Consider the following 23,356-nt stretch of genomic DNA (forward strand, 5'->3'; position numbering starts at 1 on the left):
GTTTCGCGCCGGCGCTCTTCCCCCAATTTGGAGAAAAAGCGCTCCGGATCAGCCATGTTTCGGCGATTGTTTACGGACGCTTGTGCAGCACCTGGTCGACGAGGCCGTAAGCCTGCGCATCGTCGCCCGACATGAAGTTGTCGCGGTCCGTGTCGCGCTGGATGCGCTCGACGGGTTGACCGGTGTGGTGCGACAGCAACTGGTTCAGGCGCTCCTTCAGGTACAGGATTTCGCGTGCCTGAATTTCGATGTCCGATGCCTGGCCGCGCGCGCCGCCCAGCGGCTGGTGAATCATCACGCGTGCGTTCGGCAGCGCAAAACGCTTGCCTTTCGCGCCCGCCGCCAGCAGGAACGCGCCCATGCTGGCCGCGAGGCCCATGCACAGCGTCGAGACGTCCGGCTTGATGAATTGCATCGTGTCGTAGATCGCCATCCCTGCCGACACCGAACCGCCCGGGCTGTTGATGTAGAAGCTGATGTCCTTGTCCGGATTCTCGCTTTCGAGGAACAGCAACTGTGCGATCACGAGGTTCGCAGTCTGATCGTTCACTTCGCCAACCAGGAACACCACACGCTCCTTCAGCAGGCGCGAGTAGATGTCATACGAACGTTCACCGCGGCCGCTCGTTTCGACGACGATCGGCACGAGGCCGAGCGCTTGCGCTTCGAGATCCCGATCCCGCGACGACTGCGAGGTCAACGTGTCCAGCATTTGAGCGCGAAAGGTCATGCAATGGATCCTTGTCAGGAAATGTTCTGATAATCGGTTCTGGACAAGTAGGTGCGCCCGCGCGTTTCTTCAAGAGCCAAAACAGCCGACAAGCATTCTTTTAGCATAATCGGCCGTGCTCATATGGAAAAACGGCGTGCGGGCCGTCGCTCGGACAGCCAGCACGCCGTTACAGCGATGCTATTACGCTTGCGCCGTTGCGCTTGCCAGCTCTTCGAAGCTCACTTCCTTGTCCGTCACCTTCGCCTTGCTCAGGACGAAATCGACGACGTTGGACTCAACGACATAGGCTTCCATCTCGGCAAGACGCTGCTGGTTCGAATAATACCAGCGGACGACTTCCTTCGGGTCTTCGTAGCTTTTCGCGAATTCATCAACTTCCGCGCGGATCTGTTCCGGCTTGGCCTGCAGTTCGTTGGCCTTGACCAGCTCGGCCAGCACGAGGCCCAGCTTGACGCGGCGCTCTGCCTGCTCGGCGAACATTTCTGCGGGGATCGGTGCATCCTTCGCGTTCGGCACGCCGCGTTGCGTGAGGTCCTGACGCGCCATTTCGACGAGGCGCTCCTGATCCTGCTCGATCAGCGCCTTCGGCACGTCGAGTTCGGAGATTTTCAGCAGCGCGTCCATCACCTGGTTCTTCACGACAGCCTGCGTGCGGCGCTTCGCTTCGCGCTCGAGGTTGTCACGGATTTCGGCGCGCATCTTGGTCAGATCGCCGTCTTCGATGCCGAGCGACTTCGCGAATTCGCCGTCGATTTCGGGCAGATGCGGCCACTCGATCGTCTTCATCGTGATGGTGAACTGCGCGGTCTTGCCGGCGACTTCCTTGCCGTGATAGTCCTCGGGGAACGCAAGGTCGAATTCCTTCGACTCGCCGACCTTCAGGCCAAGCGCGGCCTTTTCGAATTCCGGCAGCATGCGGCCTTCACCCAGGACAAACGCGAAGTCGTCCGCGCTGCCGCCCTGGAATGCTTCACCGTCGATCTTGCCGATGAAGTCGACCGTCACGCGGTCGCCGTCCTTCGCAGCCGTGTCCCCGCCGCCGTCGCCATGCTCGCCGGCTTCGCCGCGAGCGTGGTAATGCACGCGCTGCTTGCGCAGGATGTCCAGCGTGCGGTCGATTTCAGCGTCGCTGATGGTGGTCTTCGTGCGTTCGATTTCAGCCGTCGCGACGTCGCCCAGCTTCACTTCCGGGTAAACCTCGAAGGTCGCGTCGAATGCGTAGTCGCCTTCGGTAGCGTCCGTCTTCGGGCTGAAGCTCGGCTGGCCAGCGACGCGCAGGTTTTCCGCGCGGCTGATGTCGAAGAACTCTTTGCCAACCTTGTCGCTCAGCACTTCGGCTTCCACCTGACCCGCGTACTGCTGCGTCACCATCTTGAGCGGCACCTTGCCCGGGCGGAAACCCGGCATGCGCACGTTCTTCGCGAGTTGACGGATGCGCGAATCCACTTCCTTCTGCACGGTGTCTTTCGGCAGGGAAATCGTCACGCGGCGTTCGAGCTTGCCGAGGTTTTCAACAACGTTAGCCATGGCTTCAATCGTCCTAAAATTATTCGAGCGAATCAGTTATCTTGTGTGCGCCGCCTGTCGATGTCCGCTTTGCGTCGTGCGTTCGACACTGCGCGCTGCATTCGCTTTTGCGCGGGTCGCCGCTACGCTTCGCTCAGTCAAGTGTGACATCGATCGCGTGCCTCTCGCCGCGGGCTGTGAGGCCGCCGGCAGCACAGTTTGGGTCAGAGAGCCAAATATTTTAGCAAACTATTTGCGCGCCTAGCCGGATTCGCTGTTTCGCGATTTTTTGCGGGCTGCGAGGCCCGATTCCAACCGCCTTCCGAGCGATTCCAAACATGCACTTGATCCGCCACGGTCCGCGCCAACTGTGAATCAAAGTCAATTCTGCCTATACCTTCGGGTATATTCAGTCGCGCGCCGCATGCTGATAAGCTTCACCACATCCTGATACGCCGCTGCCGCGCGCATAGGCGGTCCGGGTGCTTCATCGCATCGCGGCGAGCACAGCGATGCCTACTCACAGAAAATCATCAGAGACACCATGCCGAATACGTCGTCCGCGCCCATCGTCGTCATCGCCCCTGATTCGTTCAAAGGTTCGCTCTCCGCGGAGCAGGTCGCGCAATCCATCGCGACAGGCATTCTGCGCGCGCGGCCCGACGCGACCATCCGCGTCTGCGCCATGGCCGACGGCGGCGAAGGCACGCTCGACGCCATGCTCACCAGCGGCGGCGAACGCCGCATGCTCACGGTGCGGGGCGCGGCAGGCCCTGCGCGTGAAGGCGTGACGGGTCTGCTCGCCGACGGCAGCGCGATCATCGAAACAGCGGAGGTCGTCGGCATCACGGACCCCGTCGGCATGGGCGTTCCCGTGGAAAAGCGCAGCACGCGCGGTATGGGCGAAGCCATCCGCTCGCTGCTGGACGCGGGTGTGCGGCGCTTCTTCGTCGCGCTGGGCGGCAGCAGCACGAACGACGGCGGCGCGGGTTTGCTCGTCGGTCTCGGGCTCAAGCTATTCGATGCGCAAGGGCATGAACTCGACGCGACGCCCGAGCAACTTGCTCAACTGGCGCGCGTCGATGCATCGGGACTCGATGCTCGTCTGCGCGAGGCAACGTTCGTCGGCATGTCGGATGTCGACAACCCGTTGACGGGCGATCACGGCGCAACGGCAGTCTTCGGTCCGCAAAAAGGCGTAAAGCCAGAGCAGGTCGCGACGATCGACGCCGCCCTCGCCCGCTTTGCCGACCTCGTCGAGCCGGCCATGAACCGTGTCGCGCGCAACCAGCCGGGTGCGGGCGCGGCGGGTGGACTCGGTTTCGCACTGCATATGCTGGGCGCCGATTTCGAGCCGGGCGCGGAAGTCGTCGCGCGACAGATCGGCCTCGACGCGGCGCTCGAAGGCGCCAACTGGCTAATCACGGGCGAAGGCCGCTCCGACGTGCAAACGCTGCACGGCAAGGCGCCCTTCATCGCCTGCCGGCATGCGCGCGCCGCGGGCGTGCCGGCCACGCTGCTCTCGGGCGCTGTCGACCCAGCGGCGCTGCCAAAACTCGCCGAGCATTTCAGCGGATGCTTCTCGCCGGCCCCCGGCCCGATCACGCTCGAAGTAGCGATTCGCGACGCAGCCATCTTGCTTGCGAACGAAGCCGAACAGATGACGCGACTCAGGTTTGGCCCGCGTTGACCGCGCGAGCGGATGCAGCAACAATCACATCACCGGACTGCATCCACTCACAACAGGAAGACCATGAAGGCCTCCGACAAAGCCGGACTCGAACAGTTTCTGACGTATCGTCTGCACGTGCTGAATAAACTTTCCGAGCGGGGCATCAGCGAACGGTATATGGCCAAGCTCGACGTGACGCTTCCCGAGGCGCGCGTGATTGCATCGGTTGGATCGTTCGGACCATTCTCGATCATGGATCTCGCGCGCCACGCGAACCTCGACAAGAGTCAGGCGAGCCGTGCAGCCGAAGCCTTGATCAGACAAGGCCTCGTGCAACGCGAAGCGAGCGCGGACGATGGCCGCGTGGTGCTCGTATCGTTGACCACGGAAGGCCGTGCGCTCTATCGCAAGGTGATGCCCATCGCGCGCAAGTGGAACGTCGATCTCTTCGATTGCCTCGACGACCGCGAGAAGATCGCGCTCAGCGAAGCACTCGACAAGGTGATCGAAACCGCGATCGCGCGTAACGCAGCGTAGTCAGGTCAGACGAAGTCAGGGCCAACGCTCATCGATCGGCGCTTGCGTGGCGCCGTCGACTCCGTCGTTGCCTAATTCCTTAAACACTCATTCACAAGTCAGCCCGCATGGCGTCTCGCACGGCGGCTTTCACGCTTCTACTCGCGATACGACGGATCGATCCGATCGGCCTGGCGCAGCAACGCATTCAGCACATCTTCTCCTGCGCCGTGCCGCGGATCGAACTGTAGTGAATCACGCGTGCAGCGCGCGGCGATCTCGTCGCCGATCATGCGCGCGGGTCCGAGCGTCGCCGTTGCCAGTTGAATGTCGCAAGCCCGGTTGAGCGTCCAGAGCCGCGCGAAGGCTTGCGCGATCGTTTCGCCAATCGACAGCAGGCCGTGATTACGCAAGATCAACAAACGTTTGTCGCCGAGATTCGCAACGATGCGCGGCCCTTCGTCGGCGCGCACGGTAATGCCTTCGAAGTCGTGATACGCGACCATCCCATGCAGTTGTGCCGAATAGAAGTTGTTGTTGACGAGCCCCGTCTGCGAGCATGCGACGGCAAGACCCGCCGTCGTATGCGTGTGCATCACGCAGTGCGCATCGGGCAACGCGCGATGAATCGCAGCATGCACGACGAAACCCGCCGGATTCACCGGATGCGGCGAGCCGTCGAGCACATTCCCGTCGACATCGATCTTCACCAGATTCGACGCCGTCACTTCCGTGTAGTGCAGGCCGAACGGGTTGATCAGAAAGTGGCTGTGCGTGCCGGGCACGCGCAAGGTGATGTGGTTGTAGATCAACTCGGTCCAGCCGAGCATCGCGAACACGCGATAGGTGCCTGCGAGTGTCACGCGCAGCGTGCGTTCCCCGTCGGCATACGCGCCGATGTCTGAGGGTAGTCGAACATCGGTCGATGCCATTTGCACGCTCCTCTTCTTGCACCGTGATGAGCTAAAGGATCGCAGATCGCTTGAACGCAGGATAGGAGAATCTGGTTGTGCGTGCAACCAGATGGGTCGATGGCCGCGCTTCACGATACACAGCGTACTTCACGCACAAAACGACCGAGTCCAAGCCAATCGTAAACGGGACTTGTTACGATCGCCGCTCGCTTTATCTCTCTGATTTTAAGGATCGAAAATGAAGAAGGTTGTTCTGGCACTGGTCGCCGCTGCCGCTGGTTTCATGAGCATGTCGTCGGCATTCGCAAACGACCATCATCACGAGTGCCATAAGGTGAAAGTGCATCATCACTGGGAAAAGCGCTGCCACTAAGCAGCCGCGGATCGTCAATGTGATGAGCCAGCCCCGCCTTCGCGCGGGGTTTTTTTGTGCGCGTCGATTGATCGCGTGCGAGTCTGCGCGATCACTGTGTCGGGGCGCAAAAACAAAAAACCCCGCACGTCGGATACGGGCAGGGTTTTATGTACGGCAATGAGAAAAAAGTGGTGCGAGGAAGGGGACTCGAACCCCTACACCCTTGCGGGCGTCAGGACCTAAACCTGGTGCGTCTACCAATTTCGCCATCCTCGCAGCCGGGCGATGCGTGAGGTGCAACACCCGATGTCTCGCCGGCGAATGGACGCTGCAATTCCATCGCGATCTCGTTCGCTTGAACAAATCCGAACCTGTAAGATCAGACCCGCCGTCGCCACGAACGAACGCGCTGAAAAAGCCACGGCCAAAAGCGTAAGCGCGAGATTCTAACCGATTGGTCTGCGCTTGTCTGCATCTGTCGAATATCGTCGATGCTACAATTTTCGGTCTCTCGCGCACAGCCGTGCGCGACCGCCTCCCCACAAGCCAATCCCAGTGAATTTCGACGAATACTGCCTGCAGAAAGCAGCGCCTCCCGGCTCGAGCACCTACTACGCACTGCGCCAGGCGCCCATCGCGCGGCAGCCGTTGCTCACCGCGCTGTTCGCGCTGCGTCGCGAGTTCGAAGAAACCGTGAAGGAAACGACCGATCCGACCATCGGACGCACGAAGCTCGCGTGGTGGCAAAAGGAAGCGGCGGCGCTCGCCGCGGGCGAACCGACGCACCCTGTGTCTCAGGCGCTCGCTGCGCATCTGCCCGACGTGCAGGCGGAATATCCCACGTTGCAGGCGTTGATCGCGGGCTTCGAAATGGACCTCGACCAGGCGCGCTATCTCGACTATCCGAACCTGCGCCGCTATATGGCCGGGGTCGGTGGCAACTTCGCATCCGTGGTTGCGCGCGCGACGGCGCGCGATCCGTCGCAGGCGCAAGTGTGGGCCGCCCCGCTCGGCGAGGCCTTGATGCTCGCGCAGATCGTCGTCGAACTCGGCAACGACGCGCGGCATGGCCGCATCTACATCCCCATCGACGAGATGCAGCGCTACAACGTGACGGCGGCGGATCTGATCAACCGCAAGTACACGGACGCGTTCACCGAGCTGATGCGCTTCCAGACAGCGCGCGCCCGCGACGCGATCCGCAAGGCGCTCGATGCGCTACCCGTTGGCGAGCGTCACTCGCAGCGCACGCTGCGCGCGTTGGCCGCACTGGCGCTGGCCTTGCTCGACGAGATCGAGCGCGACGGCTACCGCGTGCTTCATCAACGCATCGCGCTCACGCCGATCCGCAAGCTTTGGGTCGCGTGGCGAGCGGCGCGCAAGCACTGACGTTCAAGTGCGTAGCAATGGCAGCGGCGGAACGTCGTCCTGAAGGATCGCGTTTGCATCCAGTTTCAGGAACGGGCCGAGCGCGGTCGCGTAAAGCTGTCTGAAGTCGATCTCGACAGGCAGATTGCCGGCGGTGTCTAATCGCGCGAGATCGGGCGCGCGACCTTACAAGCCTCCACGCACCTGACCACCCAGCACGAAATGCGCGGCGCCGCCGCCATGCCCGGTGCCGCGATGAATGTTCTCGTGGGCGGACCGGCCGAATTCCGAGTACGTCATGATGAGCGTGTCGCGCCAGCGGCCGCGTCGCGTGAGTTCCGCGCGCAGGGTCGCGCAGCCTTCGGCGAGTTGCGCGAGCAAAGCTGCGTGCCGCGCAGGCTGATTGCTGTGCGTGTCGAAACCATCGAGGGTAAGCCGGATCGCGCCGCACGTATGCGGCGGCATCCGGTCTACGATCGCGCGCAGCGCGGCATCGATCGAATTGCGAAGCGTCGGTGCGTTCACCTGAAGTGCGCGCATGGCGCCGGGAACGTGGACGCCCTCGCCTTCGTCCGCGTCGATTCCATCGACGTGCGACGCGGCATCGGGGTCATCGACACGCGTCCACACCTCATCGGTCCCGGCACGATCCACGGAACCGGCGAACGGCCCCGGCTCCACACTCCCGAACGATGCCGCCGCAATGCCCTGCTGCATCGCGGCGCATTGCCCGACCGCACGCGTCAGCCAACCGTCGCGCCGGTACGCATCGGCGCACGATGCCGTGTCCCAGATCTCAGTCGAACGGAAATGCGATGCATGATCCTGCGCGCAACCGACACCCTGCACGACCGCCAGTTGTCCATCGCGCCAGAAAGGCAGCAGCGCGCGCATCGCAGGATGCAGCGCCATACGCGCGTCCAGCGGCAGCACACGGTCGCGCGGTATCGCGATGTGTTCACGCAGTGCGTAGTAGGTGGAATCGGCGAAAGGAATGACGGTGTTCAAACCGTCGTTTCCGCCTTTGAGTTCGATCAGGATGAGCAGTTTGCCCGGCGCGCGACCCGTTGCGCCCGCATCCAGTTGCGTCGATATGCCGCTGCTCGCGTGTGGCGCGGCGAACACGCGCGGCATCGATAGCGAGGCGCACGCTGCCGCCGCCATCGTCAGAAACTCGCGTCGCTTCATCGATGCCTCACTGGATGAATGACTTTGCCCGACACCAACGGCAAACGCACGGCCATCGTGCCGAAGCGGCGACGGTCCACTGTGCGTAAAAACCAGGCGTCAGCGCTTGTACAGTTCGCGAACGGCGTCTTCGATATGCTGCCGCAACAAACGCCGTTCTTCAGGCGTCATATGTCCGTCGCGCCGACGTTGATCCAGATCGGGCGGCACGGCGGTTGCTCGCATGATCGCGTCTGATGCGGGACGATCCGCGTCGGGATTGTGCGGCTGGCGGCCCGTGCGCGTATGCGGGCGCTGGGGCGGTCGCGTGTCGGTGTTGCGGTCCGTCGAGGAATCGGCATGGGCGGGAACCGGGCTCAACGCGCTCGCGAACACGATCGCAACAGCGACAGCGATCACGCTCAGGCGCACGTTCGGCCAGACCCCTCCCTTCATCTTTTTCCCTTCGTGGCGCGGCAACCGGCAACCTCAGATACGTGTATTGACTCCGGCTTGAAACCGGGTGCGAGAGCTTTATTCGAGTGAAGTATCTACCGAACTGGCGCAAACAGTAAAGGAGTGTAAGCGCCAAGCCTTTACGTCGTGCCACAGGCCGGGTAAATTTTGTAACTGACTGTTACGTGATAATTGGTGCAAACGTGCGCCTCTCTCTAATCGCGCTAAGATGCCGACCATGGAAACCAAAAACCCTTCGAAAATTCTCGTCGTCGATGACGACCCGCGTCTGCGCGATCTGCTGCGCCGCTACCTCGGCGAGCAGGGCTTCAACGTTTATGTCGCCGAGAACGCGCCGTCGATGAACAAGCTGTGGGTGCGTGAACGTTTCGACCTTCTGGTGCTCGACCTGATGTTGCCGGGCGAAGACGGTCTTTCCATCTGCCGGCGTCTGCGCGGCAGCAACGATCGCACGCCGATCATCATGCTCACCGCCAAGGGTGAGGATGTCGATCGTATCGTCGGCCTCGAAATGGGCGCCGACGACTACCTGCCCAAGCCATTCAATCCGCGCGAGCTGGTCGCGCGCATTCACGCGGTGTTGCGCCGCCAGTCGCCGTCCGAATTGCCGGGCGCGCCGTCGGAGACGTCGGAAGTGTTCGAGTTCGGCGAATTCGCGCTGAATCTCGCCACGCGCACGCTCACCAAGGCCGGCCAGGAAATCCCGTTGACCACGGGCGAGTTCTCGGTGCTCAAGGTGTTCGCGCGTCATCCGCGCCAGCCGCTGTCGCGCGAAAAGCTGATGGAACTGGCGCGCGGCCGTGAATACGAAGTGTTCGACCGCAGCCTCGACGTACAGATTTCGCGTCTGCGCAAGCTGATCGAGCCGGACCCGGGCAGCCCGCGTTTCATCCAGACGGTTTGGGGTCTGGGATACGTGTTCATCCCCGACGGCGCAGCCTGAATTTGCCGCTCCAGTTGTTTCTCTTCTTCCATAAGAAGGCCGCATGCGGATCGACCGGCGCCTCCTGACGCTCGCGTTCGGCGGCCTGTTCTGGCGAACGTTCCTGCTGATCGCGCTGTTGATCGCGGTCAGCCTTGCCGCCTGGTTCCAGAGCTTCCGTGTGATCGAGCGCGAGCCGCGCGCGCAACGCGTCGCGCTGCAGCTCGTCGCGATCGTCAAGCTCACGCGTACCGCACTCCTCTATTCCGATCCCGATCTGCGGCGCGCGCTGCTGCAAGATCTGGAAAGCAATGAAGGCGTGCGCGTGTATCCGCGCGAAACCACCGACAAGTACAAGCTGCAGCCCGATGAATCGCTCAACCGTCTGATCGAGCATGACATTCGCGGACGCCTCGGCGACGACACGATCATCGCGCAGTCGGTGAACGACATTCCAGGCGTGTGGATCAGCTTCAAGATCGACGACGATGATTACTGGGTGGCGCTCGACCGCGATCAGCTCGACAGTGTGACGGGCCTGCAATGGGCAGGCTGGGGTATTTTCGCGCTCGCGCTATCGCTGTTCGGCGCGGCGTTCATCACGAGTCTCGTGAACCGGCCGTTCGCGCGGCTTGCGATGGCCGCGCGCAAGGTCGGTTCGGGCCAGGCGCCGGAGAAACTGCCCGAGCGCGGCATGGGCGTCGCGGCCGAAACCAACCGAAGCTTCAACCAGATGGTGCAGGACCTGGAGCAGCTCGAAGCGGACCGCGCGCTGATGCTCGCGGGCATTTCGCACGACCTGCGCACGCCGCTGGCGCGTCTGCGCCTGGAAACGGAAATGAGCCCGTCCGACCAGGCGACCAAGGACGCGATGATCGACGACATCGAGCAGATGGACATGATCATCGGGCGCTTCCTTGACTACGCGCGCCCTGTGCAGCGGATGCCGGAACCTGTCGACCTTTCCGTGATCGCAGGAGAACTGGCTGCGCGTATGTCGAGCGAAGACGGCATGCGTCTGGTTACCCGGCTGGCGCCGTCCGCCGTGATCGAAGCGGACGAGACGGATATCCGGCGAGTCGTCGGCAATCTGATCGAGAACGCGCGCAAGTACGGACTGTCCGAGTCCGATGGCATCCCGCATGTGATTCTTGAGACGCGGGTGTCGCATTCGCGAGTCGAGTTGTCGGTGGTGGATGAAGGTCCAGGCATTCCCGAAGATCAGCTCGCGCTCGTCACGCGGCCGTTCTACCGTGTGAACTCGGCGCGCACGCAGGCCAACGGCACGGGGCTTGGGATGGCGATCGTGCAGCGGCTCGTCGGACGCTATCGGGGCGCGTTGCGACTGCGCAACCGCACGCCGCTGCCAGGGCTCGAAGTGACAATCGAGTTTCCGCTCGCCAAAAGCGTCTGAAACGGACAGAAATCCGGCTGAAGTAGCCGGCATCCATTTCAGGCCGCTGCTTTTTTGTGCAATATTTTCCCCGATTTCGTGCGAAACCGATTATTCCCAAACTGCCCTATCGCCGCGTTCGAGAAAATTCATCCACTTTGTTAGAAAAAAACTATTGATACGATTGATTAATAGAGTTATAGTCTTAAGCGTGTAACGTGTTCGTTACAGCCAGCAGGTAGTTTGAGCGGGTTGTCGTGAATCTCATTTGCCAATTCTCAAGGAGTCAACGCATGAAAACTGTCGGCGATAAAGTCGAAGCCTTTACCGTGACGGCTGCGAAGCCAGGTTTCAATAACCACGAAGAGAACGGCGTATCGGCGTTCGAAGAAATCACCGAATCGTCGTTCCCGGGCAAGTGGAAGATCATCTATTTCTACCCGAAGGACTTCACGTTCGTTTGCCCGACGGAAATCGTCGAGTTCGGCAAGCTGGCCAAAGACTTCGAAGAGCGCGATGCCGTTCTGCTCGGCGGCAGCGTCGACAACGAATTCGTCAAGCTCGCATGGCGCCGTGAACACAAGGACCTGAACAAGCTGAACCACTACGCGTTCGGCGACGTCAAGGGCGAACTGATCGACCAGCTCGGCGTGCGCGACAAGGAAGCTGGCGTCGCACTGCGCGCCACGTTCATCGTCGATCCGGACAACACGATCCAGCACGTTTCGGTGAACAACCTGAACGTCGGCCGTAACCCGGAAGAAGTTCTGCGTATTCTGGACGGTCTGCAAACGGACGAACTGTGCCCGTGCAACCGCGCTGTCGGCGGCGCGACGCTGTAAGGACTCGCAGTTGAAAGCCCGCTAAGCTTGAAAAGGCCAGCGGGCTTTTTTATCGGCAATTTGATAGGAGATATCAATGGAATTCATCGCCGCGATTAAAGAGCTTATTCCTGATTACGCCAAAGACATTCGCCTGAATCTGGACGGCACGATTGCGCGCTCGTCGCTCCAAGGCAACGATGCCGTTGGCGTCGCGCTGGCCGCCGCGTTTGCTGCGAAGAGCCCGAAGATCATCGCGGCGATCCGTGAAGCGGGCGTGCTGTCGCCGGAAGAAGTCAATGGCGCGCTGACGGCCGCCGCGCTGATGGGCATGAACAACGTCTGGTATCCGTACGTCGAGATGACGCAAAACGCCGATCTGAAATCGCAGCCCGCTGGCTTGCGGATGAACGCGTACGCGTCGCATGGCGGCGTCGACAAGCGTCGCTTCGAAATGTACGCACTGGCCGCGTCGATCATCGGCAAGTGCCATTTCTGCGTGAAGTCGCACTTCGATACGCTGGTCAACGAAGGCATGAGTTCGACGCAACTGCGCGACGTGGGTCGCATTGCCGCTGTCGTCAATGCAGCTGCGCAAGTGATCGTGGCTGAAGGCAAGTAAGCCGCCAGCATTTCGCGCCTGAAGAGAAACGCCACGCCGAATGCGTGGCGTTTTTGCTTTCGCGATTCACAAGTCAGCGCGGTTGCGTTTGGGTGCGCAGACGGCGCGCCGGCAATCTGCGCCCTATCGCGGCCTCGAAAGGCTTCTTTAGTTCGAGCAGCCGCTTCTCGATCAGATGCCACGACAGATGCGCGAGCAGCACGGCAAGCGCGAATTGCAGCGTGAGCGCGCACAGTACGTGAATCCATGTCGGCGCGGCAAACCAGACCGGAGCGAAGCCGAGCTTCGACGGAATCAGGTTGTGGAACAGATAGAAGCCGTAGCTTATCGTGCCGAGATAGTCGAGCGGTTTGAGTTCGAGCGTCGACACGACGATGCTGCCCGGGCGGTGTACGATCCACGCGAACAGCACGCAGAGCGAGAGCGCAAGGCCGATGTCGATCCACGGGGAACTGGCGGCTGAAAACGGCAAGGCCCAATTGCTCCACAGAGGCTGCGTCGCGAACACCAGCAAGCCGAGCGCGCCGGCCATGCCCGTTGAAAAATGCCCCGCCGCGCGCGCAAGACCAGTCTCCTGCCCCAACATCCCGCACAGTCCACCGAGCGCGAGCAGCGCGAAATTCAACGGCGATAACGCGTAGATCAACGGCTCGCTGGCGCCCGCAGCATGCATCGCGAGATGACCAGCGACGCCCGTCAGCACCACGAGCGCGCACACCATCCGATGCCGCGACGCCGGCGTCAGCACAAGCAGGAACGGCGCGACGAGATAGAACTGCTGCTCGACGGCGAGACTCCAGAAGTGCGACACCGTCCCCGGCCAGCCGTCCTTCACCATGCCGATCCAGTAGTCCGACAGAAAAAAGTAATGCCACGCCAGACCGAGATCCACATCGCGCTGATAGAACAGCGCATGCGCGATCGTCAGCGCGAGCAGCAACAAGTAGTAGATCGGGAAGATACGCAACGCGCGCTTCATGAAGAACACGCACATCACGGCTTCGCGGCGCGCGTTGCCCGCTTCGATACGCACGCGATTGCGATGCAGTTCCCCGATGATCAGAAAACCGCTAATGAGAAAGAAGATCCAGACGCCGAGTTTGCCGACGTCGACGGTCTCGACGTGCGCCTTGTGCGACAGGAACACCAGCACGACGGCCAGCGCTCTCAGCCCGTTGAGACCTCGTACGTACTCTTTCGCGTGTCCTGAATGTTTGACGTGCGTGTCGACCGCCGTCATTGTCCGTCCGCTTGACTTCATGCGGACCACTCTAAGCGGACAAATATCGACAAAAATCCGCGACGGCGACTATCGATTTTTTTAATGCACGTTAGCGCGCGAAACCGGCAAATGATGCACGTTCATACAAACGCACACACGCGGATCAGGCAAATCTGACCCGCTCTACAAAACTGCGCAACGACGTTCAGGCGCGTACCAACAGCGCAGCCGCTTGCGCTTCGATGCCCTCGCCGCGACCCAGATAGCCGAGCTTTTCGTTGGTCTTCGCCTTCACGTTGACGCGGTCGATGGGCAGATTCAGATCTTCGGCGATATTCGCCCGCATCCCGTCGATATGCGGCGCGAGCTTCGGCGCCTGTGCAATCACGGTGCTGTCGACGTTCTGAATCGTAAAGCCTGCCTTCGCGATACGCGCCGCACATTCGCGCAGCAGCACGCGGCTGTTCGCGCCTTTGAACTCGGTCGCGGTATCCGGGAAATGACGGCCGATATCGCCGAGCGCGGCCGCGCCGAACAGCGCGTCGGTAATCGCGTGCAGCAGCACGTCGGCATCCGAGTGGCCGAGCAGCCCGCGCTCGTACGGAATCGTCACGCCGCCGATGATGAGCGGGCGTCCCGGCACCAATGCGTGAACGTCGTAGCCTTGTCCGATTCTCAAATCCATATGCGTGGGGTTCCGTTGTTTCGTGAAAGCGTTGTGATGATTCTTAAGCCATGACGGACGGCCAGGCGCCCGTCAGCCCGCCGTGCCGCGCCCGAGTATCGCTTCGGCCAGATCGAAGTCTTCCGGATACGTGACCTTGAAATTGCGCAAGCTGCCCTGAACCAGTTTCGGCGCGTGACCCGACCATTCGATCGCGCTCGCTTCGTCGGTGAGATCGTGGCCGTCGCCTTGCGCGCGCAGAATCGCTTCGCGCAACATGCCGATCCTGAACATCTGCGGCGTCTGCGCCTGCCACAGGCCGTCACGCGGTTCGGTGTGGTCAATGCGGTTGTCTGTATTGGGCGTCACCCGCTTGAGCGTATCCGCGACGGGCAGCGCCATGATGCCGCCCACGGCGTCGTCCTTGAGCGTGCCGACCAGCGCGCGGATCAGCGCGGGCGTGATGCCGGGGCGCGCCGCGTCGTGTACCAGCACCCAGTCGTCGTCGCGCGCGCCGAACTCGGCCAGCGCATGTAGCCCGTTGAGCACGGAAGCCTGCCGCGACGCCCCGCCGCAACGCCGCACGGCGAAGCGCAGGCCCGCGAAGCGGCGCGCGTCGAAGTGCTGGTCGTCGGGCGCGATCACGACAAGCGTCTGCGCGAACTCGCTGCAGGCGTCGAACGCGGCAAGCGAGTAGTACAGCATGTCGCGTCCCGCGACGGTTCGATATTGCTTGGGCATCGACGCGCCCGAACGGCTGCCGGTACCGGCGCAAGGAATCAGTGCAAAGAGGCGGGAAGTCACGGAGCGGACGCGTTGCAGGTGAAAGTGAAGGACGGATTTTATAATAGGTCTTCGGCACGCATGCCCCGGCGCGCGTAAACTTGCCGCTCACGCGCCGCCAGCGACGCGCCCACAAGGCGTCCGCTGGGGGGGTCCGTTGGTTCGCGTCTTGCGGCTGGTGGTGTTTTTAGCCGCGTTTAGCCGCGTTTAGCCGTTAGCAGCCCAGTTTGCGGTTCCGTTTGCCGTCATCCGTTTGCAGTCGATCGTTGAACCGTTGTTCATTGGCGTCACCCAAAGGCCGTTTCCCTTTTATGCCCGACATCGCCGCATCCACGCAGTCCTCCTCAACGCCCGTCGCGCTGGTCAAGGCCGGCCAGCGTTTCGTGTTCGACGGCACGCACGGCTCGTCCGACGCGCTGCTGATAGCGCGCTACCACCTCGCGCACAAGACGCAGATGCCGCTGCTGGCCGTCGTCTGCGCGAGCGCCGTCGACGCGCAGCGGCTGACGCAGGAACTCGCGTTCTTCGCGCCGGAAGCGCGCGTGCGCCTGCTGCCCGACTGGGAAACGCTGCCGTACGACTCGTTCTCGCCGCACCAGGATCTCGTCTCCGAGCGTCTCGCGACGCTGCACGACCTGGGCGAAGCACGCTGCGACATCCTGCTCGTACCGGCGACGACTGCGCTGTACCGGATGCCGCCCGCCTCCTTCATGGCGGCCTACACCTTTTCGTTCTCGCAGGGCGAACGTCTCGACGAAGCGAAGCTGAAAGCGCAGCTGACGCTGGCCGGCTACGAGCACGTGAGCCAGGTCGTGCGACCCGGCGAATACTGCGTGCGCGGCTCGCTGATCGACCTCTTTCCGATGGGCTCGCCACTGCCATACCGGATCGACCTGTTCGACGACCAGGTCGATTCGATCCGCGCGTTCGATCCCGATTCGCAGCGCAGCCTGTATCCCGTGAAGGACGTGCGGCTGTTGCCCGGCCGTGAGTTTCCGTTCGACGAAGCCGCGCGCACCGCGTTTCGCAGCCGCTGGCGCGAAGTGTTCGAGGGCGATCCGAGCCGTGCGTCGATTTACAAGGACATCGGCAACGGCGTGCCGTCGGCGGGTATCGAATACTATCTGCCGCTGTTCTTCGAAGAGACGGCGACGCTCTTTCACTACCTGCCTGAAGGCGCGCAACTCGCGTTCGTCGGTGATCTGGACGCGGCCATCCGGCGCTTCACCGCAGATACCAAGCAGCGCTACAACTTCCTGTCGCACGACCGCGACCGGCCGATTCTCGAACCGCAGCGCCTGTTCCTGTCGGACGAAGATTTCTTCACGTTCGCCAAACCGTTCGCGCGCCTGTCGTTGCCCGGCAATGCGGGCGGCGGCTGGGCCGTGCCGCTGCCCAATCTCGCGATCGACCGCCACGCCGACGATCCCGTCGCCGCATTGCGCGCGTGGCTCGCCACGACGCCGAACCGCGTGCTGTTTGCCGCGGAATCGGCGGGCCGCCGCGAGACGATCGCGCAACTGCTCGCCGACAACGCGCTGCGCCCCACTTCCGCCGACAGCTACGGCGACTGGCTGACCTCCGACGCGCGCTTCGCGCTCGGCGTCGCGCCACTCGCGAACGGCTTCGCGATTCCGGGCGAAGGCGTCGCGATCCTCACTGAGACGGAACTGTACGGCCCCCTCGCAAGACGCGCAGGACGCCGTCGCCAGGAACAGGCGAGCAATGTCGATTCGATGGTGCGCGACCTGTCGGAGCTGAAGGTCGGCGACCCGGTCGTGCATTCGCAGCATGGTATCGGCCGCTACATGGGCCTCGTGACGATGGATCTCGGAGAAGGTGAAACCGAGTTTCTGCACCTCGAATACCAGGGCGACAGCAAACTGTATGTGCCCGTCGCGCAACTGCATGTGATCTCGCGCTACAGCGGCGCCGATCCCGAAAGCGCACCGTTGCACGCGCTCGGTTCGGGCCAGTGGGAAAAGGCCAAGCGCAAGGCCGCGCAGCAGATCCGCGATACCGCCGCCGAACTGCTGAACCTCTATGCGCGCCGCGCCGCGCGCGAAGGCCATGCGTTCGCGCTCGAACCACGCGATTACGTGAAGTTCGCCGAGAGCTTCGGTTTCGAGGAAACGCCCGACCAGGCCGCTGCCATTGCCGCCGTGATCGGCGACATGACGAGCGGCAAGCCGATGGACCGCCTCGTCTGCGGCGACGTCGGTTTCGGCAAGACGGAAGTCGCGCTGCGCGCGGCGTTCATCGCGGTGATGGGTGGCAAGCAGGTCGCGCTGCTTTCACCCACCACGCTGCTCGCCGAACAGCACACGCAGACCTTCACCGACCGCTTCTCCGACTGGCCCGTGCGCATCGCCGAACTGTCGCGCTTCAAGAGCACGAAGGAAGTCAGCGCGTCGATCCAGCAGATCAACGAAGGCACTGTCGATATCGTGATCGGCACGCACAAGCTGCTGTCGTCGGATGTGCAGTTCAAGCGGCTGGGGCTCGTCATCATCGACGAGGAACACCGTTTCGGCGTGCGCCAGAAGGAAGCGCTTAAAGCGCTGCGCGCCGAAGTCGACGTGCTCACGCTCACCGCGACGCCGATTCCGCGTACGCTCGGCATGGCGCTGGAAGGCTTGCGCGATTTCTCGGTGATCGCGACGGCGCCGCAAAAGCGCCTCGCGATCAAGACCTTCGTGCGTCGCGAAGAGGACGGCGTGATCCGCGAAGCCATGCTGCGTGAACTGAAGCGCGGCGGCCAGGTGTACTTCCTGCACAACGAAGTCGAGACGATTGAAAACCGCCGACAGATGCTCGAAGCACTGGTGCCCGAAGCGCGCATCGCGGTGGCGCACGGCCAGATGCACGAGCGCGAACTCGAACGCGTGATGCGCGATTTCGTCGCGCAGCGCGCGAACGTGCTGCTCTGCACGACGATCATCGAAACGGGCATCGACGTGCCGAGCGCGAACACGATCCTGATTCACCGCTCCGATAAATTCGGTCTCGCGCAGTTGCACCAGTTGCGCGGACGCGTCGGCCGTTCGCATCACCAGGCATATTCGTATCTGCTCGTACACGATCCGCAAGGCCTGACGAAGCAGGCGCAACGGCGGCTGGAAGCCATTCAGCAGATGGAAGAACTCGGCGCGGGCTTCTATCTCGCGATGCACGACCTCGAAATTCGCGGCACGGGCGAAGTGCTCGGCGACAAGCAGTCGGGCGAGATTCACGAGATCGGCTTCCAGCTTTACACCGACATGCTGAACGACGCCGTCAAGGCGCTGAAGAACGGCAAGGAGCCGGACCTCACCGCACCGCTGGCGGCGACGACCGAGATCAATCTGCACACGCCCGCCATCCTGCCCGCCGACTATTGCGGCGACGTGCAGGAGCGTTTGTCGCTGTACAAGCGGCTGGCGAACTGCGAGCACAACGATTCCATCGACGGCATTCAGGAAGAGCTGATCGACCGCTTCGGCAAGATGCCGCCGCAGGCGCATGCGCTCGTCGAAACGCATCGCTTGCGCCTCGCCGCGAAGCCGCTCGGCATCTCGAAGATCGATGCGGGCGAAGCTGTGATCGGCCTGCAGTTCATTCCGAATCCGCCCATCGACGCGATGCGGATCATCGAGATGGTGCAGAAACACAAGCACATCAAGCTCGCGGGTCAGGACAAGCTGCGCATCGAAAGCCGGAGTCCCGATTTCACCGTGCGTGTCGCGACCGTGAAGGAAACGTTGCGCGCGCTCGGTACGCCGGTGAAAGGCGCAGCGGATCGCCGCGTCGCTTCATAAGGCCAGCAGATGACGGGCGCTGTCGACACGGCATCGATCGTCGAACTGTTGACGGCGCTCGTGCGCGTGCCTAGCCGCGGCGGCATCGATGCGTGCGCGCCCGTGCTCGAATGCATCGAGGCGTGGTTTGACGCGCGTGGTGTGCGCACGCGCCGCCTCGTTGCCGACGATGGACAGCCGCTCGCGCTTCACGTGGAAATACGCGGCGCGGATGTTGGTCCGCACTACCTGCTGAACGCAACACTCGACACCGCAAGCTTCGGCGACGAATCCACGTGGACTTATCCGCCGCTCGCCGCGCACGTCGACAACGGCTGGCTCTACGGACGCGGCAGCGCGGACAGTAAGGCGGCCGTTGCCATCTTCGCGCATCTCGCCGCTGCGTTCGCGCAGCGCATCGATGCGCTCGCCGGCACGCTTGGCGTGCTGTTCGATCTCGACGAGCATACGGGCCGTTTCGGCGGTGCCCGCGCGTTCTTCGATGCGCCTGATGCTGTGAAACCTGATGGCGTGTTGATCGGCTATCCGGGCATCGACCGCATCATCGTTGGCGCGCGCGGTTTCATTCGCGCGAAGCTCGTCGTGCGCGGCGTCGCTGCGCACTCCGGCGCGAGCAGCACGCGCGGACTCAATGCGGCGATACGCGGCGCGCACCTTGCCGCTGCTTTGAACGAAGTCGCGCTGCCCGTGGACGACGCATTCGATCGCCCCGCGCAGTTGACCGTCACCGGCATCCGCGCGGGCGACGGCACCTTCACCAGCGTGCCGGATCGTTGCGAACTCACCGTCGATTGCCGCCTCACGCCAGGCTTCGATGCCGCAGAAGCGCGGTGCGTGATCGAAGGCATCGTTCGCGATCAGGACTCACAACACGATCCGTCGCTCGCGACGTCGATCGAATGGATCGCGGGCTGGCCCGCGTATCGCGTTCCGGATTCGCATCCGATGACGCAATCGCTATATCACGCGGTACGCAACGAAGTTGGCGCTGGTCTAACGCTGGCCGTCGCGGGACCGTCGAACATCGGAAATTACCTCGCGTCGCTCGGCGTGCCTGCGTTGTGCGGCTTCGGCGTGCAATGCGAAGGCATTCACGCGGCCAACGAGCGCATCGAACTCGCCAGCATCGCGCCCGTCTATCGCGCGTACGAACGCGCGCTGCTCACGTTGCTCGCGCGTGACACGCCACGAGCCTGACCCGTCGCCGACAACGATTTCAGCGCGCGCCATCAATTGCTGCATCGCGCAAAGCCCCGTCCCGCAAGCAACCGGGCTTTATGAGCTTTGGCTAATTAAGCGTTTTTTGGGTATCATCAAAACACACCCAAGCTGGAGCCCAAGTCATGTCACAGGTCGCTGACAAAGCGCTGTCCGCCCAAACGTCGTCCTCTTCCGCTGCATCCGCCGAGTCCTCTTCCCCCGCTTCGCTTCCCTGGGTCACACGCCTCGTGTCGATGGACACGGTCAGCCGCAATCCGAATCTCGGCCTGATCGAAACGGTGCGCGACGCGCTGCGCGAACGCGGTGTCGAAGCCACCCTCACGCACGACGAAAGCGGCAAATGGGCCAACCTGTTCGCGACGATTCCGGCGCATGACGGCGAGACCAATGGCGGGATCGTGCTATCGGGGCACACGGACGTGGTGCCCGTCGACGGCCAGAAATGGGACAGCGATCCGTTCAAGCCTGAAATACGCGGCGACAAGCTCTATGGGCGCGGCACCTGTGACATGAAAGGCTTTATCGGCGCAGCGTTGACGCTCGTGCCGCAAATGCAGCAGACCAAGCTCGCCAAGCCGATCCATCTGGCGTTCTCGTTCGACGAAGAAGTGGGCTGCGTCGGCGCGCCGCTGATGATCGCCGACCTGATGAAGCGCGGCGTCAAGCCGGACGGTTGCATCGTCGGCGAGCCGACCAGCATGCGGCCCATCATCGCGCACAAGGGCATCAACGCTTACCAGTGCTGCGTGCGCGGCTTCGCGGCGCATTCGTCGCTCACGCCCAACGGCCTGAACGCGATCGAATACGCGGCGCGTCTGATCTGCTACATCCGCGACATGGCCGACCAGTTCCGCGAACAAGGCCCGTTCGATCAGCTCTACGACGTGCCGTTCACCACCGCGCAGACCAGCACGATCAAAGGCGGCAACGCGATCAACACCGTGCCCGCCGAATGCAGCTTCGAGTTCGAATTCCGCAATCTGCCGACGCTCGATCCCGAGCCGATCTTCGCGCGCATCGATCAATACGCGCGTGAAACGCTGCTGCCGAAGATGAAGCGCGAGCACGAAGCGGCCGCGATCGAGATCACGAAAATCGCCGCTGCGCCCGGGCTCGACTCGACGGAACAGGCGGCCATCACGCAACTCGTGCGCGCGCTCACGGGCGACCAGGACAAGCGCAAGGTCGCGTACGGCACGGAAGCGGGGTTGTTCTCGCTAGCGGGCATTCCGAGCATCGTGTGCGGCCCCGGCGACATCGTGCAGGCGCACAAGGCAAACGAATTCGTCACGCTCGATCAGCTGGCGCAGTGCGAGCGGTTCTTGGGCAAGTTCATTCACAGCATGTCGGTCGATGCGCACGCGCACTGACGCAAGCAGCAGATAACAACAAACACAACAACAAGGCACAAAACGCGGACCTCACCCACAAGACGACGCACGCCATGTCCACCGCCACGCCGCAGCACACCGACCGCACGATCGACGGCGAACCGATACCGACGCTCGACGACATCGCTTCGCAGCACTTCGCGCTGACACCGTGGGTCGTGCGAACACCCGTGTTCGACCGGATGGATTTTCCGACGCTCGAAGGCACGCTCGTCAACTTCAAGTTCGAGCTGCTGCAGGCGGGCGGCAGCTTCAAGGCGCGCGGCGCGTTCTCGAACCTGCTCGCACTCGACGCAGCCCAGCGTAGCGCGGGCGTTACCTGCGTGTCGGGCGGCAATCACGCGGTGGCCGTCGCTTATGCGGCGATGCGCACGGGCATCAGCGCGAAGGTCGTCGTGATGCACGCGGCGAATCCGGCGCGCATTGCGCTGTGCCGGCAATATCGCGCGGAAGTCGTGATGGCCGACAACGTGAATGAAGCGTTCGAGATCGTGCGGCGCATCGAGGCCGAAGAAGGCCGCTATTTCGTGCATCCGTTCAACGGTTACCGGACGGTGCTCGGCACCGCGACGCTCGGCTACGAATGGGCGACGCAATCACCCGATCTCGACGCCGTGATCGTGCCCATCGGCGGCGGCGGGCTCGCGGCGGGCATTTCGACGGCGCTGCGCCTGGCCAATCCGCGCGTGCATGTGTACGGCGTCGAGCCGGAAGGCGCGGACGTGATGAACCGCAGCTTCGCCGCGAATCACACGGTCAAGATGACCCACATGCATTCGATCGCCGATTCGCTGATGGCGCCGCACACCGAGCAATACAGCTACGAGCTGTGCCGCCGGCATGTCGACCGTCTCGTCACCGTCACCGACGACGCCTTGCGCGCCGCGATGCTCACGCTGTTCACGCAACTGAAGCTGGCCGTCGAGCCTGCGTGCGCAGCCGCCACGGCCGCCCTGCTCGGCCCGTTGCGCGAGCAACTGCAAGGCAAGCGCGTCGGCGTGTTGCTATGCGGGACGAATACCGATCCTGTCACGTTCGCCGCGCATATCGAACAGGCGCGGGCAGCAGAAATTTAAGCGGTTCGCTTCACGTTCTTTTCGCGTTCTTTGGCGTCGCTCGATTCGAGCTTGGCGATTGCAGGCGCATCGTTTGCAAGCGTCGACGGTTCTTTTTCACTTCTGCGACATATCGGCTGAACGAGCCTGGCGTGTCGAAGGTTCGTTGCGATCGGGCGCTAAATCATTTCACGCTGCGCCGATCGTTGGCTATCATGTCGCCATCGACTTCAAGGAGAACTGCCCGATGAGCATGATTACTGAATTCAAGGAATTTGCCCTCAAAGGCAACGTGATGGACCTCGCGGTTGGTGTGATCATCGGCGGAGCGTTTTCGACTATCGTCAACTCCGTCGTGAAGGATCTGATCATGCCTGTCGTCGGCGTCGCGACGGGCGGCCTCGATTTCTCCAACAAGTTCGTCCTGCTCGGACACATCCCCGAGAATTTCAAGGGCAATCCCGAGTCTTACAAGGACTTGCAGACGGCAGGCGTCGCCGCGTTCGGTTATGGCTCGTTCATCACGGTAGCGATCAACTTCGTGATTCTCGCGTTCATCATCTTCATGATGGTGAAGTTCATCAACAAGCTGCGTGCGCCCGCCCCGGCCGCGCCCGAAGCACCGGCGCCCACGCCCGAAGACGTGCTGCTGCTGCGTGAAATCCGCGATTCGTTGAAGAATTCGCCGCGAATCTGAATCTGACGACGGCGGTTCATCGAAGCGGCACGAAAGCGGTGCCTGCATAAACTCAAGGGC

The 23,356-nt window shown here is 62.5% G+C and carries 20 protein-coding genes, 1 tRNA gene and 1 pseudogene; 13 read left to right on the forward strand and 9 right to left on the reverse strand.

Annotation, left to right across the window (positions count from 1 at the left end):
- Positions 1-70 precede the first annotated feature (70 nt).
- Together clpP and tig are read right to left on the reverse strand one after the other, a co-directional pair.
- Entirely contained in the window at positions 71-730 is a 660-nt protein-coding gene (clpP, locus tag C2L65_RS08260; protein ID WP_007585897.1) for an ATP-dependent Clp endopeptidase proteolytic subunit ClpP, read from the reverse strand.
- A gap of 183 nt (positions 731-913) precedes the next feature.
- Complete coding sequence (gene tig / locus C2L65_RS08265; RefSeq protein ID WP_042312265.1) at positions 914-2,260, reverse strand: trigger factor; 1,347 nt, start codon at positions 2,258-2,260, stop codon at positions 914-916.
- Positions 2,261-2,783: 523 nt separating this feature from the next.
- Between tig and C2L65_RS08270 the strand changes: the two genes are divergently transcribed.
- Together C2L65_RS08270 and C2L65_RS08275 are read left to right on the forward strand one after the other, a co-directional pair.
- Complete coding sequence (locus C2L65_RS08270) at positions 2,784-3,929, forward strand: glycerate kinase (protein WP_042312263.1); 1,146 nt, start codon at positions 2,784-2,786, stop codon at positions 3,927-3,929.
- A gap of 63 nt (positions 3,930-3,992) precedes the next feature.
- A complete protein-coding gene (locus tag C2L65_RS08275) occupies positions 3,993-4,448 on the forward strand; it encodes a MarR family winged helix-turn-helix transcriptional regulator (protein ID WP_042312261.1) in 456 nt (151 codons plus the stop codon).
- 137 nt (positions 4,449-4,585) lie between these two features.
- Here C2L65_RS08275 and C2L65_RS08280 read toward each other — a convergent pair whose 3' ends face one another.
- The gene (locus C2L65_RS08280; RefSeq protein WP_042312259.1) at positions 4,586-5,359 is read right to left on the reverse strand and encodes a class II aldolase/adducin family protein; all 774 of its coding nucleotides are present in this window, start codon (positions 5,357-5,359) and stop codon (positions 4,586-4,588) included.
- 220 nt (positions 5,360-5,579) lie between these two features.
- Here C2L65_RS08280 and C2L65_RS47035 point away from each other — a divergent pair, with 220 nt between their 5' ends.
- The gene (locus C2L65_RS47035) at positions 5,580-5,714 is read left to right on the forward strand and encodes a hypothetical protein (RefSeq protein WP_255221899.1); all 135 of its coding nucleotides are present in this window, start codon (positions 5,580-5,582) and stop codon (positions 5,712-5,714) included.
- A gap of 171 nt (positions 5,715-5,885) precedes the next feature.
- Here the strand turns inward: C2L65_RS47035 and C2L65_RS08285 are convergent.
- Positions 5,886-5,972: transfer RNA gene (locus C2L65_RS08285), tRNA-Leu, on the reverse strand.
- Positions 5,973-6,251: 279 nt separating this feature from the next.
- Between C2L65_RS08285 and C2L65_RS08290 the strand changes: the two genes are divergently transcribed.
- Positions 6,252-7,085, forward strand: a complete 834-nt coding sequence (locus C2L65_RS08290) for a squalene/phytoene synthase family protein (RefSeq protein WP_042312258.1) — start codon at positions 6,252-6,254, stop codon at positions 7,083-7,085.
- A 3-nt stretch (positions 7,086-7,088) separates the two neighbouring features.
- Here C2L65_RS08290 and C2L65_RS08295 read toward each other — a convergent pair.
- Together C2L65_RS08295 and C2L65_RS08300 are read right to left on the reverse strand one after the other, a co-directional pair.
- Positions 7,089-8,252 (reverse strand): annotated as a pseudogene (locus C2L65_RS08295) (DUF1501 domain-containing protein).
- A gap of 99 nt (positions 8,253-8,351) precedes the next feature.
- Positions 8,352-8,687 carry a hypothetical protein gene (locus C2L65_RS08300; RefSeq protein ID WP_042312303.1) on the reverse strand — a complete coding sequence of 112 codons (336 nt, stop codon included), beginning with the start codon at positions 8,685-8,687 and terminating at the stop codon, positions 8,352-8,354.
- 229 nt (positions 8,688-8,916) lie between these two features.
- Here C2L65_RS08300 and ompR point away from each other — a divergent pair, with 229 nt between their 5' ends.
- The 4 genes from ompR (at position 8,917) to C2L65_RS08320 (ending at position 12,466) form a co-directional block, all read left to right on the forward strand.
- Positions 8,917-9,651 (forward strand): osmolarity response regulator transcription factor OmpR, encoded by a 735-nt coding sequence (gene ompR, locus C2L65_RS08305; protein WP_007585880.1) that lies wholly within the window; start codon positions 8,917-8,919, stop codon positions 9,649-9,651.
- 43 nt (positions 9,652-9,694) lie between these two features.
- On the forward strand, positions 9,695-11,044 hold the full coding sequence (locus C2L65_RS08310; protein WP_007585878.1) for an ATP-binding protein: 1,350 nt from the start codon (positions 9,695-9,697) through the stop codon (positions 11,042-11,044).
- A gap of 272 nt (positions 11,045-11,316) precedes the next feature.
- Entirely contained in the window at positions 11,317-11,865 is a 549-nt protein-coding gene (locus tag C2L65_RS08315) for a peroxiredoxin (protein ID WP_007585877.1), read from the forward strand.
- 76 nt (positions 11,866-11,941) lie between these two features.
- Positions 11,942-12,466 carry a carboxymuconolactone decarboxylase family protein gene (locus C2L65_RS08320; protein ID WP_042312255.1) on the forward strand — a complete coding sequence of 175 codons (525 nt, stop codon included), beginning with the start codon at positions 11,942-11,944 and terminating at the stop codon, positions 12,464-12,466.
- A 73-nt stretch (positions 12,467-12,539) separates the two neighbouring features.
- Here the strand turns inward: C2L65_RS08320 and C2L65_RS08325 are convergent, their stop codons facing one another.
- From C2L65_RS08325 to ispD, 3 genes are all read right to left on the reverse strand, one after another.
- Positions 12,540-13,706 carry an acyltransferase family protein gene (locus tag C2L65_RS08325; protein WP_174485088.1) on the reverse strand — a complete coding sequence of 389 codons (1,167 nt, stop codon included), beginning with the start codon at positions 13,704-13,706 and terminating at the stop codon, positions 12,540-12,542.
- Between the two features lie 187 nt (positions 13,707-13,893).
- Positions 13,894-14,373, reverse strand: a complete 480-nt coding sequence (gene ispF, locus C2L65_RS08330; RefSeq protein ID WP_042312252.1) for a 2-C-methyl-D-erythritol 2,4-cyclodiphosphate synthase — start codon at positions 14,371-14,373, stop codon at positions 13,894-13,896.
- A gap of 72 nt (positions 14,374-14,445) precedes the next feature.
- A complete protein-coding gene (gene ispD, locus C2L65_RS08335) occupies positions 14,446-15,156 on the reverse strand; it encodes a 2-C-methyl-D-erythritol 4-phosphate cytidylyltransferase (protein ID WP_042312251.1) in 711 nt (236 codons plus the stop codon).
- A 290-nt stretch (positions 15,157-15,446) separates the two neighbouring features.
- Between ispD and mfd the strand changes: the two genes are divergently transcribed.
- From mfd to mscL, 5 genes are all read left to right on the forward strand, one after another.
- On the forward strand, positions 15,447-18,932 hold the full coding sequence (gene mfd / locus C2L65_RS08340) for a transcription-repair coupling factor (protein ID WP_042312248.1): 3,486 nt from the start codon (positions 15,447-15,449) through the stop codon (positions 18,930-18,932).
- A gap of 9 nt (positions 18,933-18,941) precedes the next feature.
- Positions 18,942-20,129, forward strand: coding sequence for a M20 family metallopeptidase (locus C2L65_RS08345; RefSeq protein ID WP_042312246.1), 1,188 nt, complete (start codon positions 18,942-18,944; stop codon positions 20,127-20,129).
- A 146-nt stretch (positions 20,130-20,275) separates the two neighbouring features.
- On the forward strand, positions 20,276-21,523 hold the full coding sequence (argE, locus tag C2L65_RS08350; RefSeq protein ID WP_042312245.1) for an acetylornithine deacetylase: 1,248 nt from the start codon (positions 20,276-20,278) through the stop codon (positions 21,521-21,523).
- Between the two features lie 74 nt (positions 21,524-21,597).
- Entirely contained in the window at positions 21,598-22,620 is a 1,023-nt protein-coding gene (locus C2L65_RS08355) for a threonine/serine dehydratase family protein (protein WP_042312243.1), read from the forward strand.
- 226 nt (positions 22,621-22,846) lie between these two features.
- Complete coding sequence (gene mscL, locus C2L65_RS08360; protein ID WP_007585864.1) at positions 22,847-23,296, forward strand: large conductance mechanosensitive channel protein MscL; 450 nt, start codon at positions 22,847-22,849, stop codon at positions 23,294-23,296.
- The last annotated feature ends 60 nt before the right edge of the window (positions 23,297-23,356 follow it).

Origin of the sequence: Paraburkholderia terrae, from assembly GCF_002902925.1 — a bacterium.
GTDB lineage: Bacteria > Pseudomonadota > Gammaproteobacteria > Burkholderiales > Burkholderiaceae > Paraburkholderia > Paraburkholderia terrae.

Bases quoted from the DNA above. Each gene is read 5' to 3' on its own strand.
- clpP (WP_007585897.1), bottom strand. From the start codon at position 730: ATGACCTTTCGCGCTCAAATGCTGGACACGTTGACCTCGCAGTCGTCG.
- tig (WP_042312265.1), bottom strand. From the start codon at position 2,260: ATGGCTAACGTTGTTGAAAACCTCGGCAAGCTCGAACGCCGCGTGACG.
- C2L65_RS08270 (WP_042312263.1), top strand. From the start codon at position 2,784: ATGCCGAATACGTCGTCCGCGCCCATCGTCGTCATCGCCCCTGATTCG.
- C2L65_RS08275 (WP_042312261.1), top strand. From the start codon at position 3,993: ATGAAGGCCTCCGACAAAGCCGGACTCGAACAGTTTCTGACGTATCGT.
- C2L65_RS08280 (WP_042312259.1), bottom strand. From the start codon at position 5,359: ATGGCATCGACCGATGTTCGACTACCCTCAGACATCGGCGCGTATGCC.
- C2L65_RS47035 (WP_255221899.1), top strand. From the start codon at position 5,580: ATGAAGAAGGTTGTTCTGGCACTGGTCGCCGCTGCCGCTGGTTTCATG.
- C2L65_RS08300 (WP_042312303.1), bottom strand. From the start codon at position 8,687: ATGAAGGGAGGGGTCTGGCCGAACGTGCGCCTGAGCGTGATCGCTGTC.
- ompR (WP_007585880.1), top strand. From the start codon at position 8,917: ATGCCGACCATGGAAACCAAAAACCCTTCGAAAATTCTCGTCGTCGAT.
- C2L65_RS08310 (WP_007585878.1), top strand. From the start codon at position 9,695: ATGCGGATCGACCGGCGCCTCCTGACGCTCGCGTTCGGCGGCCTGTTC.
- C2L65_RS08315 (WP_007585877.1), top strand. From the start codon at position 11,317: ATGAAAACTGTCGGCGATAAAGTCGAAGCCTTTACCGTGACGGCTGCG.
- C2L65_RS08320 (WP_042312255.1), top strand. From the start codon at position 11,942: ATGGAATTCATCGCCGCGATTAAAGAGCTTATTCCTGATTACGCCAAA.
- C2L65_RS08325 (WP_174485088.1), bottom strand. From the start codon at position 13,706: ATGACGGCGGTCGACACGCACGTCAAACATTCAGGACACGCGAAAGAG.
- ispF (WP_042312252.1), bottom strand. From the start codon at position 14,373: ATGGATTTGAGAATCGGACAAGGCTACGACGTTCACGCATTGGTGCCG.
- mfd (WP_042312248.1), top strand. From the start codon at position 15,447: ATGCCCGACATCGCCGCATCCACGCAGTCCTCCTCAACGCCCGTCGCG.
- C2L65_RS08345 (WP_042312246.1), top strand. From the start codon at position 18,942: ATGACGGGCGCTGTCGACACGGCATCGATCGTCGAACTGTTGACGGCG.
- argE (WP_042312245.1), top strand. From the start codon at position 20,276: ATGTCACAGGTCGCTGACAAAGCGCTGTCCGCCCAAACGTCGTCCTCT.
- C2L65_RS08355 (WP_042312243.1), top strand. From the start codon at position 21,598: ATGTCCACCGCCACGCCGCAGCACACCGACCGCACGATCGACGGCGAA.
- mscL (WP_007585864.1), top strand. From the start codon at position 22,847: ATGAGCATGATTACTGAATTCAAGGAATTTGCCCTCAAAGGCAACGTG.